12 protein-coding genes are annotated in these 11,659 nt (G+C 73.8%); 4 read left to right on the top strand and 8 right to left on the bottom strand.

Translation table 11 applies throughout. From position 1 onward, the window contains the following. Window positions 1-160: 160 nt before the first annotated feature. Window positions 161-673 (bottom strand): CGNR zinc finger domain-containing protein, encoded by a 513-nt coding sequence (locus tag SZN_RS31240; protein ID WP_007502886.1) that lies wholly within the window; start codon window positions 671-673, stop codon window positions 161-163. Between the two features lie 143 nt (window positions 674-816). Between SZN_RS31240 and SZN_RS31235 the strand changes: the two genes are divergently transcribed. Together SZN_RS31235 and SZN_RS31230 are read left to right on the top strand one after the other, a co-directional pair. Beyond that, window positions 817-1,686 (top strand): alpha/beta fold hydrolase, encoded by an 870-nt coding sequence (locus SZN_RS31235; protein ID WP_007502885.1) that lies wholly within the window; start codon window positions 817-819, stop codon window positions 1,684-1,686. 152 nt (window positions 1,687-1,838) lie between these two features. Next, window positions 1,839-2,774 carry a pyridoxamine 5'-phosphate oxidase family protein gene (locus SZN_RS31230; protein ID WP_007502883.1) on the top strand — a complete coding sequence of 312 codons (936 nt, stop codon included), beginning with the start codon at window positions 1,839-1,841 and terminating at the stop codon, window positions 2,772-2,774. Window positions 2,775-2,987: 213 nt separating this feature from the next. Here the strand turns inward: SZN_RS31230 and SZN_RS31225 are convergent, their stop codons facing one another. Together SZN_RS31225 and SZN_RS31220 are read right to left on the bottom strand one after the other, a co-directional pair. Continuing rightward, window positions 2,988-3,422, bottom strand: a complete 435-nt coding sequence (locus SZN_RS31225; RefSeq protein ID WP_007502881.1) for a hypothetical protein — start codon at window positions 3,420-3,422, stop codon at window positions 2,988-2,990. A 28-nt stretch (window positions 3,423-3,450) separates the two neighbouring features. Beyond that, window positions 3,451-4,290: a DUF1206 domain-containing protein gene (locus SZN_RS31220; protein ID WP_043734101.1), complete on the bottom strand. Its 840-nt coding sequence runs from the start codon at window positions 4,288-4,290 to the stop codon at window positions 3,451-3,453. 299 nt (window positions 4,291-4,589) lie between these two features. Here SZN_RS31220 and SZN_RS31215 point away from each other — a divergent pair, with 299 nt between their 5' ends. Further along, on the top strand, window positions 4,590-5,162 hold the full coding sequence (locus tag SZN_RS31215; RefSeq protein WP_139063623.1) for a DUF5362 family protein: 573 nt from the start codon (window positions 4,590-4,592) through the stop codon (window positions 5,160-5,162). Between the two features lie 120 nt (window positions 5,163-5,282). Further along, the gene (locus SZN_RS31210; RefSeq protein WP_007502875.1) at window positions 5,283-5,960 is read left to right on the top strand and encodes a VOC family protein; all 678 of its coding nucleotides are present in this window, start codon (window positions 5,283-5,285) and stop codon (window positions 5,958-5,960) included. Between the two features lie 18 nt (window positions 5,961-5,978). Here the strand turns inward: SZN_RS31210 and SZN_RS41670 are convergent, their stop codons facing one another. The 5 genes from SZN_RS41670 to SZN_RS31185 all read right to left on the bottom strand — a co-directional run. Then, the gene (locus SZN_RS41670; RefSeq protein WP_007502873.1) at window positions 5,979-6,542 is read right to left on the bottom strand and encodes a hypothetical protein; all 564 of its coding nucleotides are present in this window, start codon (window positions 6,540-6,542) and stop codon (window positions 5,979-5,981) included. 229 nt (window positions 6,543-6,771) lie between these two features. Then, entirely contained in the window at window positions 6,772-8,205 is a 1,434-nt protein-coding gene (locus SZN_RS31200) for a cellulose binding domain-containing protein (protein ID WP_007502872.1), read from the bottom strand. A 72-nt stretch (window positions 8,206-8,277) separates the two neighbouring features. Next, on the bottom strand, window positions 8,278-9,810 hold the full coding sequence (locus tag SZN_RS31195; protein ID WP_007502871.1) for a beta-N-acetylhexosaminidase: 1,533 nt from the start codon (window positions 9,808-9,810) through the stop codon (window positions 8,278-8,280). Between the two features lie 31 nt (window positions 9,811-9,841). Then, window positions 9,842-10,705, bottom strand: a complete 864-nt coding sequence (locus tag SZN_RS31190) for a carbohydrate ABC transporter permease (protein WP_007502870.1) — start codon at window positions 10,703-10,705, stop codon at window positions 9,842-9,844. Further along, window positions 10,702-11,659, bottom strand: a 958-nt coding sequence (locus SZN_RS31185) for a carbohydrate ABC transporter permease (RefSeq protein WP_007502869.1), incomplete at its 5' end; no start/stop codon positions are given. The genes SZN_RS31185 and SZN_RS31190, both read right to left, overlap by 4 nt.

Below are 11,659 nucleotides of genomic sequence, written 5' to 3'. Positions count from 1 at the left end.
CGCACCGTCGGCGGGACGCGCCGCCGGGCCCGGCCGGCGCGTCGTCGCGCGGGGGTGAAACGAGGGGTGACTCCGGCCGGACTCGCCCCCGGCGGGGGCCGGTTCGCGCGGGCGGGACGCCAAGTGGGCGCTGGTGCGGGCCGGTTGACGGCGCCGGTGGTCAGTCCGCCGGCGTCCGGCGGGTGCGCTCGTAGTGGCGCCGGGCCTTCATCCGGTTTCCGCACGCGGCCATCGAGCACCAGCGGGCCCGGTTGGTCTTGCTCCGGTCCAGCAGGAACAGCCGGCACTCCGGATTGGCACAGGGGCGCAGCCTCCCCGGCATGGCCTGTCGCAGCGCGCCCCAGGCCAGCACCGCCTCCACGGCCGTGCGGCGGTCGGCCGGAGGGGTCGGCTCCCAGGTGACGCCCTCGTCGGACACCCGGGGGCGCGAGGTGACGTCGGCGAGCAGGGGGGCGAGGGCGGCGGCGGGGCGCTCGCCCCGGATCACGTCCTGGAGGGTGTCGCGGGCGCGCACCAGATGCCGCCGCTCCGCCGCGCTGCCGTCGCCGCCGTGAGCCCGCTGCCAGGACCGCGCCGCCTCGGGGTCGGCCAGATGGTCCAGGACGGTGCCGTCGGCCACCGGCGTGGTGTTGAGGAGTTCCAGCAGGGCGTCCTGCCGTTCCCGATCGCTCACCGCGCACCTCCTCGCCCGCTCGCTCCGCCAGGCAGATTACAGGATTCAGGCCCCTTCTAACCGTTGAAGTTCACTTGACAGGTTAGCAAGGTGGTGGTCCACTCGATACGTAACCACCAAAAGTCGCCAGAGGGGTTAGATTCATGTCCGTCGCAGTCCATCACCGCACCGTGACCGTGGACGGTCACGAGGTCTTCTACCGGGAGGCGGGCGAGCCGACGGCGCCCGTCGTCGTGCTCCTGCACGGCTACCCGACGAGCTCGCACATGTTCCGCCACCTGATCCCCGCGCTCGCGGACCGCTACCGCGTCATCGCCCCCGACCACATCGGCTTCGGCCAGTCCGCGATGCCGTCCGCGGCGGACTTCCCCTACACCTTCGACTCCCTCACCGAGATCACCGCGGGGCTCCTGCGGGAACTGGGCGTCGACCGGTTCGCGATGTACGTCCAGGACTACGGCGCCCCCGTCGGCTGGCGGCTCGCGCTGCGCGACCCCGACCGGATCACGGCCGTCATCAGCCAGAACGGCAACGCCTACGAAGAGGGCTTCGTGAAGCCCTTCTGGGACGGCGTCTTCGCGTACGGCGAGAACCCGGGCCCCGCCACCGAGGCCCCCATGCGTGGCGCCCTGACCCTCGAACAGACCCGCCGGCAGTACGTCAACGGCGTCCCGGACCCCAGCCTGGTCAGCCCCGACAACTGGGTGCACGACCAGGCCCTGCTGGACCGGCCCGGCAACGACGAGATCCAGCTCGGCCTCTTCCGGGACTACCTCACCAACGTGCCGCTGTACCCCCGCCTCCACCAGTACTTCCGGGACACGCAGGTTCCGCTGCTCGCCGTCTGGGGTGCCAACGACGAGATATTCGGCCCCGCCGGCGCGGAGGCGTTCCGCCGGGACCTGCCCGACGCCGAGATCCATCTGCTGGACACCGGCCACTTCGCCCTGGAGAGCCACTTCGCGGACATCTCCGGGCTGATCCGCGCCTTCCTCGGCCGCGTCCTCGGCTGACATCCGGCCGCGGCACGGACCGGCGCCGGGCCCGGCCGGACCCGTACGGCACGGCGCGGCGGGCCCCGCCCCCCGCCGCGCCGCCCGCGGACCGGACGGCGACCCTGCGACCGCGCGCCGGCGCGGACCTTCCCCGTGAACAGGAGCACCACATGAACGACGAGGGATTCCACGAGGGCGAACGGCTCGTCCAGCGCCGCGCCGGCGTCGTGCAGGCGGCCGACCGGCTGGAGGGAATGCTCCGGCCACCGCGCCTGACGCCCGCGCTGGGCGGCCATCTCGCGGAGCGCACGTTCGCCGTCGTCACCGCGCGGGACGGGGAGGGGACGCTGTGGGTCTCGCCCCTGGCCGCCGAGCCCGGATTCCTCGGGGTCCGCGGCTCCGCCCTGACCGTCGCGGCGCGGCCCGCGCCGGGGGACCCGCTGCACACCGTGCCCGCGCCGCAGGACGTGGGGCTGCTCGTGATCGACCTGGGCCTGCGCCGCCGTGTCCGGGTCAACGGCAGGCTGACGGACAGCTCGGACGGTTCCCTGACGATCGAGCCCGACCAGGCGTACGGGAACTGCCCCGCGTACATCCAGGAGCGGCATCTCACCGCGGCGCCGGCCACCGCCGCCGGGACGGATCCGGCACCGACAGGTCCGGCGGCCGGCATGTCCGGCGCTCTGGAGGCCGACGACATCGCCCTCGTCCGGGCCGCCGACACCTTCTTCCTCGGCACGGCGCACCCGGAGCGGGGCGCCGACGCCTCGCACAAGGGCGGCGAGCCCGGGTTCGTCCGGGTCGAGGGCGGCGAGATCTGGTGGCCCGACTACGCGGGGAACAACCTGTTCAACAGCCTGGGCAACATCACCGCCGACCCGGTCGCCGCACTCCTCTTCGTCGACTTCGCCACGGGCCGCACGCTCCACCTCGCCGGTGAGGCCCGTGTCGAGTGGCTGGACCCCGCGGACCGGCGGCAGGACGAGGGCGGCACGGGGCGGCGCGTCCGCTTCACGCCCCGGCGGGTGCGGCGCGGCCGGGCGCGGCTGCGCGGTCGACTCCTGCGCCGCTCCCCGCGCAACCCGGCGGTCGGGGAGGCCGGGTGACGAAGCCGGGCGGGGCGGCCCACCGGCGGTGACCGATCACCGGCGGTGACCGACTCACCGCGCGGGGGGACTCGATGCCCGCACCGCCGTCGGTGAACGCCGGACCGCCGGAACGCCGAAGGACGTGCCGCGCGGGGGCCGTCGTACCGGGGGGTACGCGGCCCCGCACGGCACGTCTGCGCGGGGGGCGGGGGGCGGGGGCGGTGGGGCGTCTCAGAAGTCCGTGGGCATCCCACTGGCCTCGGCGATGCCCCGCAGCTCCTCCGTCTCCCTGTGGCGCTCCTTGATGTAGGAGGCGATCTCGCCCAGGCGGACCGGGTCGGCGGCGGTGTTCGCGTCGGTGACGATCCGGACGGGACCGGTGTCGTCCACGTCGATCTCGACCACTTCGTTGTCCATACGGCCGGTCACGGCCGTCGCGATGACGAGGGCCGCCTCGTCGCGGACCTCCTGGGGCAGATCGTCGTCGCCCCCGGAGTCGAGCGCGAGGTCGAGGCCGGAGAGGCGCTCTTCCTGGATCGCCTGGAGGACCGGTTCCACCAGGCGCCGCAGGAGGCGGTAGTCCTCCGTGTCCATCCGAATGCGCAGGAGGTCCAGGTAGGCGTCCACGGGCCGGCCGTCGTCATGCGGAATCTCGGATTCGCTCATCCACTCCGTGTTTCCAGCACGGCGCGGCTCACACACGCCGCCACCGGGCGAGGGCGAAGGAGAACAGCCCGAACAGCACCAGACCCGCCGCGACGCACACCAGCAGCCAGGGCCCGAGCGGTGTGTCGGCGAAGGTGCGCAGCGTGTCGTCCAGCCCCTTGGCCTGGTCGGGCTCGTAGTCGACGGCGGCACGGACGGCGAAGACACCGGCCGCCGCGAACACCAGTCCACGGGCCGTACCGCCGCCCACCCCGGTGACGTCCACGGCCTGCCGGGTCCGCCGGCTCATCCGGTCGAGCCTGAGGTGGTCGTGGTACTTGCGCAGCACGGCCCGTACGCCGATCCAGCCGCCCGCCACCACGATGCCGACGCCGGCCGCGCCCACCAGCCACTGGCCGCCGGGCAGCTCCAGGGCCCGTGCGGTGGCGTCCCGGGACTGCTTGTCGCTGGACCCCCCGCCGCTCTGCTGCCGGGTGGCGGCGAACGTCAGCACGGAGTACGCGACGAAGACGTAGAACCCGCAGCGCACGGCCGCGAGCAGTCGTTTGCGCGCACTGCGGCCGTCCTTCCCCGCGGAGCCGAACAGGGCCTCCGAGAGCCGCCACAGGGCCATGCCGACCAGACCGATGCCCAGCGCCCACAGCATGACCGCGCCGAACGGCTTGCGCGCCAGCTCCTGCAGCGCCCCGCCCCGGTCGGCCTGGGCGCCCGTGTCGCCGAACGCGATCTGCAGCGCCAGCGCGCCCACGAGCAGATAGATCACGCCTCGCGCGGCGAGACCCGCCCGTGCCGCCCCCTCCGTGGCCGAACCCCGTGCCGCTCGCCGGGCCCGGAAACGGCCGGCCGATGCCAACGCACTCGTATTCATGTAGACCTCCCGGCAGACCGGATGCCCCGGCTCGGCCCCCACACACGCGGCGGCCCGCCCGCTGCCCCCGGCGTCCACCGCGGACGCCGCCGGTGTCCGTCATCGGGCCCGGACCTCCTCCGCACGCCCGTGGAGGCAGCGGGACGAGGGAGGTACGGGGAGGTCCGCCGTGCGTCCGGTCGGCCCCGCCGATCGTCCTGCGGTGCGCCGGGCCGGGCCCGCCCCGGCCGCCGGGTGCCTGCCGGTGATCGGGTGTGTAATGGAGCCGAGGAGGGGGTCCCGGGCCGGGGAGAGCAGCCATGAGACACCGCTCGTACAGGCGCCGGCCGGCGCGGGCCGGGCGCACCGCATCGTCGAGGACGCGCCGGTGGGGCACCGGGCCCTCGGTCCGGGTGGTCTCCCCGGGCTTCGGCAGGCCGGTGGAGCCCGAGCGGCGGGAGGCGGAGCTGGCGTGGTTCGTCGGCCACATGGCGGCCGACGGGTGGACGCAGGTCCACCGCACGCCCGGCTGGGTGCTCCTCGCCAGGACCGAGCCCGGCCGGGGCGGGACGGCGATGGGCGTGGGCGCCGCGGGCGTCGCCACCGGCAGCGCCGTCGGCGGGGTCGGCCTCGCGGGCGCGCTGGCCGGCATCGGAATGATCGTCTTCGGGGTGTTCCTGACCCTGACGATCATCGGGGCCGTCGTCGGCATCCCCATGGTCATGGCCGGGCTGGCCGTCTTCACCGGAGGCACCGCCGCCGCCACGGCGGGCGGTGCGGTCGGCGCGGCGGGCGTGGCGGTCGGTCTCAGGGGCGCCGCCGCCCGCGACGAACAGGTGCATCTGCGGGCGTGGGCCGACGGCACGGGACGGATCTTCGCCGAGGACGCGTAGCGCGTCCGTGCGGACCGGTCAGGACCGGTCAGGACCGGTTGGGACGGGGGTCAGGGCCGGGGTCGGGACCGGTCAGGAATCGAGAAGCCGTTCCCGGCGCGCGGCTCTAGCGTGAAGGACATGAACGACAACGCAGCTCACACCGCCGTCACCGCCGTCACCGCCGTCACGCTGGAAGTGGCCGACGTCGAGGCCGCCCGGCGCTTCTCCACCGCCTTCGGCGTGGACGCGTACATCCGCCTGCGGGCGTCCCAGGCGCCCTCGACCGGATTCCGCGGCTTCACCCTGGCGCTCACGGTGCCCGGACCCGCCACGGCCGACGTCTTCCTCGACGCCGCGGTGAAGGCCGGGGCCACGGTCCTGAAGCCCGCCGCGAAGTCCCTGTGGGGGTACGGCGGAGTCGTCCGGGCACCCGACGGGACGATCTGGAAGGTCGCCACCCCGCACAAGAAGGACACCGGTCCCGCCACGGGCCGGATCGACGAGGTCGTGCTCCTGCTGGGCGTCGAGGACGTGAAGGCCAGCAAGGAGTTCTACGTCGCGCGGGGCCTGAGGACGGCGAGGAGCTTCGGCGGCAAGTACGCCGAGTTCGCCGCGGACGAGGCGAGCCCCGTGAAGCTGGCGCTGTACAAGCGCCGCGGCCTGGCCAAGGACCTCGGGGTGCCCGCCGAGGGCACGGGGTCGCACCGGATCGTCCTCGGCAGCGCCGCCGGCGCGTTCACCGATCCGGACGGCTTCGCCTGGGAGGCGGCCACGGCGGCCACCGGCACGGCCTCTTCGGCCTCCGCGCGGCACTGACCGGCCCGTACGGCCGGATCACCGCCGCGGGCCGGTGCGCGGCGACGGCCCGTCGTGGTGGTCCGCGGCCCGCGCCACCCGCTTGAGCGCCGACGCCGTCGCGGCATCACCCACCTTCGCGGGCTCCTCATGGACCGGGGTATGGACCGGGGTCGCGGAGCGGTCCTGCCGGAAGCGGGACGGAGCCAGCCGGTCCCCCGGTCCCCGGTGCTCCGCGGGGGCAGGGCCGGAGCGGCCGGAGGTCTCGGGGCTCTCGGGGGCGGCTGCCCGCTCCTCCCGCCGCGCGCCGCCGGGCCGGTCCTGCGCCGCCGGCGCCTCGTCCCGGCGGCCGGGCTGGGTCAGCCAGGCCACGGCCGCGCCGGTGAGGGCGACCGGCCACTCCACCAGCCCCGCCGCCCCGAGCACACCGGCACCGGCGTAGACCGCCATCCGGCGTCCGCGCGGCGACACGGCCGCGATCCGGTCGAGCGCGCCGTCCGCGGCCCTGGCCACCTGCCCCGCGCCGGGCACGTGCCGGAGCCCGGCGCCCACGAGCCGCAACGGCCCGGGAAGATCCGGTGCCCGCGTCCTGACCTGGCTCATCGCGCTCTCCCTCCGCACGGCCCGAGACGGTTCCAGGGACCGGGTTTCCCGAAAAATGCGGCATATGTCCCTCTCGCGTGACCGGTGGCGCTCCGCCGCCCACGGAGACGGAGCGGCACGACCGCGAAGCGAGTGGTGTACCGGCGCCGGAACGGGGACCGTCCGGAGGGCCCCGCCGCGTCAGCGTCAACCGGCGGGGCCTTTCGTGCGTCCGTTGCCTGCCGCGGCACTAGCTGCCGGGCACCGTGTCCTCGAACGCGGTCCCGGCCGCGCGGTACGCGCCGACCTTGGCCGCGACCTGCGCCGGGGTCAGCACCTGGTCCTTCACGTGCAGCACGTAGTCGACCTGCTGGTCGTACGAGCGTGGGGTGGTGCTCGTCTGGCCCGCGAGGTCGATCAGCCACTGGTTGAAGTTGATCGACATGGGCCGCTCGGGCAGGTACGAGGCGTCGTGCGTACCGAAGAGCTGCCCGTCGACGTAGTACGTGATCGTGTTGTCGTCGATGGTCAGCACCAGGTCGCGCCACCCGGCGAAGCTCTGCCGGGACGCGGTGTTCGTGTTGACGGCCTGCCAGGGATCGGGGTTGTACGTCTCCCAGGACGTCGTGTACAGGATGTTGGCGGGCTCGCCCCAGCCGCCGTTGGGCAGGTACTCGAAGTCGTACTCCGCGTAGTCGTCGGCCATCGGCGCCTTGAGGTCGTTGATGGTGAAGAACGTCTGGACGAGCCGGTCGCCGTCCGGGCCGGACAGCGGCGCGTCCGAGAACCTGACCCGGGCGGCGTAGGTGCCGTTCTTGAACTTCATGGACTTCGTGAGCACTTCGGTCTGCCGGGTGCTCTCCGGGGTGCCCGCCGTGGAAGTCCGCAGGTTCATCACGGAGTTGCCGCCCGAGGAGGCGAACGTGACGTTCTCCGGCGACCAGGTGGCTCCGGGCACGCCGGGCCCGCCGGAGTTGGAGCGCACGTTCCAGCCGTTCGCCGAGATCCTCGGGTCGGCGGAGCTGCCGTAGTCGAAGTCGTCGAACAGGCTCTGCCCGCCCGCCGGGGGGTCGGTGGGCGGGTCGGTCGGGGGATCGGTCGGGTCGTCGCCCTGGGGGGCCGTGCCCCACACGGTGCCGCCGGACACCTGCGCGGTGATCCTCGACCAGTCCGCGTACGACGTCTGCGCGGCGCCGAAGGAGTAGTCGTCGCTCTGCCGGAGGGTCTGCCAGTCCGTGCGGTGGAAGCGCAACTGCATGTCCCCGGTGTCGGCCCCGGGCGCGAGCGTGCCCGCCCCCGCGGTGAAGCCGATGTCGAGGTAACGGTCGGCGGTGGCCGTGGGGTTGGCCAGGGTGCCGAAGGTGCCGGTGATGTTGGCGCAGCCCTTCACGGCCCACGAGCAGGCGAAGCGGTACGCGGCGCCGGCCGAGTCGGCCTTGAAGTAGTAGCGGACCTTGACGCTGCTGAGCGCGAGGGCGCCGGTGCCGGTGTTGCGGACCTTGATCCAGGGCTCCGCCTGGTCGGCCGTGGCGCCGGAGGCACTCGTGCGGTACTGGACCCGCACGCTCTCGGCGGCGGCATTCGCGGTTCCGGCCAGGGCGGTGAGCCCGGCGGTGCCCAGGGCCATGGCCGCGGCGGCCGCCGCGGCGGCGCGCAGCCTGCTGGACGTGGTTCGGGACGTCATGCTGATTCCTTCCGGGACGGGATGCGGGGTTCGTCGTGCTCGGCGGATCAGGGTGGTGCCGTGGTGCGTCCTTCAGGGGTGGCGGCGGACCTTCAGCGCGTCGAGACGCGGCAGATGGCGGTCCAGCCGGGAGCGGAAGTCGGCCCAGGGCGTGGGCCCGCTCCAGGCCCGGTCCGCGAGGGCGCAGAGCCGGGGGTAGGTGAGGTGCTCCAGCCGCGCCGGGGTGGCGGCGTACTCCGTCCACAACTGGGCCTGGGTGCCCAGGACCCGGGCCGCCGCCGCGGCATCGGCCCCTGCGGGCACCGGGTCGTGGGCGTGGACGTCGCGCAGCGCGACGACGGCGCCGGGCTGCGCCGGATGCTCCTGGGGTCCGCCGCGCTGCGGATAGTCGAAGTAGGTCGCGCGGTAATGGGTGTTGACGACGTCCAGGCCGCGGCCGGCCGCCGCCAGGGCGTGCGCGGGGTCCCGCCACGCCATCACCGTGAACTCCTCCGGCAGTTCGGCGCCGGTCTCCGCCCAGCCGACCGGCCGCCGCCCGTTGCGGACGAGGAACGCGCCGACGCGGCCGAGGAACCAGCCGTGCAGCCCCGCCGGACCGCTCAGCCCGGCCGCGCGGGCACGCCGGACGGCCTCGGCGCTGTGCTCCCACTCGGTGACGGGGCACTCGTCCCCGCCGATGTGCACGTAGGGCGAGGGGAAGACGTCCATGACCTCCTCCAGCACGGTGGCGCAGAAGTCGAAGACCTCCTCGTGCACGCCGAGGACGGTGTCGCACACCCCCCACCGGGTCCAGACGTCCAGGCCGCGGTCCGGACGGTTGCCCAGGTGCGGATAGGCGGCCAGCGCCGCGCGGACATGGCCGGGCATCTCGATCTCCGGCATCACGGTGACGCCGCGCGCCGCCGCGTACGCCACCAGGCTCCGCAACTCGGCCTGCGTGTAAGCCCCTTCGTGAGGTGTGCCGTCATGCTCGTCGCTGCCCGCGCGGACCACGGAGGCGGGCCGCCGGCCGCCGATCTCGGTGAGCTTGGGGTAGGCGGGGACCGGCATCCGCCAGCCCTGGTCGTCCGTCAGATGCAGATGGAAGACGTTGATCTTGTGCAGGGCGAGCAGGTCGACGTACCGGCGCAGATACGACACCGGCTGGAAGTGCCGGGCCACGTCCAGCATCGCGCCGCGCCACGGGTGCCGCGGCACGTCCGTGATCTCCGCGCACGGCAGCGACCATTCCACCGCGCGCTGCGGCGACGACGCGAGGGCCTGCCAGGGCAGGAGCTGGCGCAGGGTCTGCACGCCGCGCAGCAGACCGGTGACGCGCGCGGCGCGCAGCAGCACCGAGCGCGGTCCGACCGTCAGCCCGTACCCCTCGTCGCCCAGACCTGCGAGGGCGGGGTCCAGGACCAGGACGACCGCCCCGTCCCCGGCGGACCGCAGGGGCAGTCCGGTGGCGGGCGCCAGCAGGGTGCGCAGCAGCCGCGCGGCGGGCTCGGCGCCCTTGCCGACGCGCAGACAGGTGTCGGGGCCGAGGCTGAACCGCCCTGATCCGGCACGGGCCTTGGCGGGGCGCGGCAGCAGGGAGGAGGCCAGTGGCGGGACTGCGGGCACGGCGGTCTCCGGGGTAGGGGGCGGTCGGCGGTCAGCCTTTGACGGCACCGGCCGCGAAGCCGGCCGTCACATGGCGCTGGAGCAGCAGGAACACCGCCAGCGCGGGAAGGGCGAAGAGCGTGGAGGCGGCCATGGTGGCGCCCCAGTCCGTGCCGAAGACGTTCTGGAAGGAGGACAGCCACACGGGCAGGGTGCGGTTGTCCTGCTGCTTGATGATGAGGAAGTTGGCGTAGGTGAACTCGTTCCAGGCCGTGATGTAGCCGAACAGCGAGGTCGCCATCAGCCCGGGGGCCAGCAGCGGGAACGCGATGTGCCGGAAGGCGCCCGCGCGGGTGCATCCGTCGACCTGCGCCGCCTCCTCCAACTCCGGTGGTATGGCGGCGATGAAACCGCGCAGCACCACGATGGTGAAGGGCAGCGTCATCATGAAGTAGACGAGCGTGAGCGTGGGCAGCCGGTCGAGCATGCCGGTGTCGCGGGAGATGATGTACACCGGGATGATCAGCGCCTCCCAGGGTGCCATCTGCGCGAGGAACACCATCAGCAGGAACTGCCGCCGGCCGCGCCAGCGCATCCGGGCCACCGCGAACGACGCGCCGAGCGCCACCAGGAGCGAGAGCAGTACGGCGCCGAGGGTCACCAGCAGGCTGTTGCGCCAGAACAGCCCGAAGCCGTCGGCGCCGACCGCCGTGCGGAAGTGCTCCAGCGTCCATGTCCGCGGCAGCAGGCCGGGGTTGGCGGACTGGATGTCCCGGTTGGGCTTGAACGCGGTGACGATCATCCAGTACACGGGGAAGAGGCAGACCACGACCGTCAGGCCGGCGGCCAGGTGCAGGGGAAGGCGCCGCGGGCGCGCGCGGGGCGGCTTGACGGCGACGGCGCGCACGGTGCTCACAGGGCCTCGCCCTCCTGGCGGAACAACTGGCGGAAGGAGAGGGCGAGGACGCCTGCCAGCATCAGCACGGTGACCACGGAGGCCGCCGAGCCGAGGTCGTAGCGCTGGCTCGACAGGGCGGTCTGCACGGCGTACACGGGCAGGATGGTGGTGGCGTCGCCCGGACCGCCGTTGGTCATCACCCAGATCTGCACGAACGCCTTGAAGGTCCAGATGACCTCCAGCGACAGCACCAGCATGAAGATCGGCCGGATCATCGGGAACGTGACGGCGCGGAAGATGCGCCGCCCCGACGCGCCGTCGACGCGCGCCGACTCGTACAGCTCGCCGGGCACCGTGACGAGCGCCGAGTACAGGGTGATGGCGGCGAACGGCACCGACTGCCAGACGATCAGGATCACCAGGATCGTGAAGGCGGCCGGGCCGTGCGCGAACCAGGGGTAGCGGTCGAAGGAGCCGAACCCCACCTGCTTCAGAGCCCAGTTGACGATGCCGAACTCGGAGTGGAACAGCCACTGGAACACCGTCGTGGCGGCGACGACCGGCATGGCCCAGGTCAGCACGAGTGCGCTGAGCACGGTGAGCCGCCCCGCCCGGCCGAGCCGTTCGATCATCAGGGCGACCAGGGTCGCGATCAGCATGATCAGGGTGACGTTGACGGCCGTGAAGAGGAACGTGCGCCGGACCACCTGCCAGAAGCGGGGGTCGCCCAGCAGGGTCGCGTAGTTGCGCAGCCCCACGAACCGGGCGTCGCCGCGGATGAGTTGGCGCAGCCGGAAGTCCTGGAGCGAGATCAGCACCGTGCGGGCCAGCGGGTACACGAGCAGGTACAGCATGCCGAGGACCGCGGGCGCGATCAGCAGGTACGGCCAGGCCGCGCCGCCCCCGGACCGGCGGGCGCCCGCGCGGGGCGGGAGGCCGGCGCCGTCGGCGTGCCGGGGGAGCGGGGCGGGC

Source organism: Streptomyces zinciresistens K42, from assembly GCF_000225525.1.
GTDB lineage: Bacteria > Actinomycetota > Actinomycetes > Streptomycetales > Streptomycetaceae > Streptomyces > Streptomyces zinciresistens.
The sequence above is the reverse complement of the archived record's forward strand: the minus strand, read 5'-3'. Positions and strand labels throughout refer to the sequence as shown.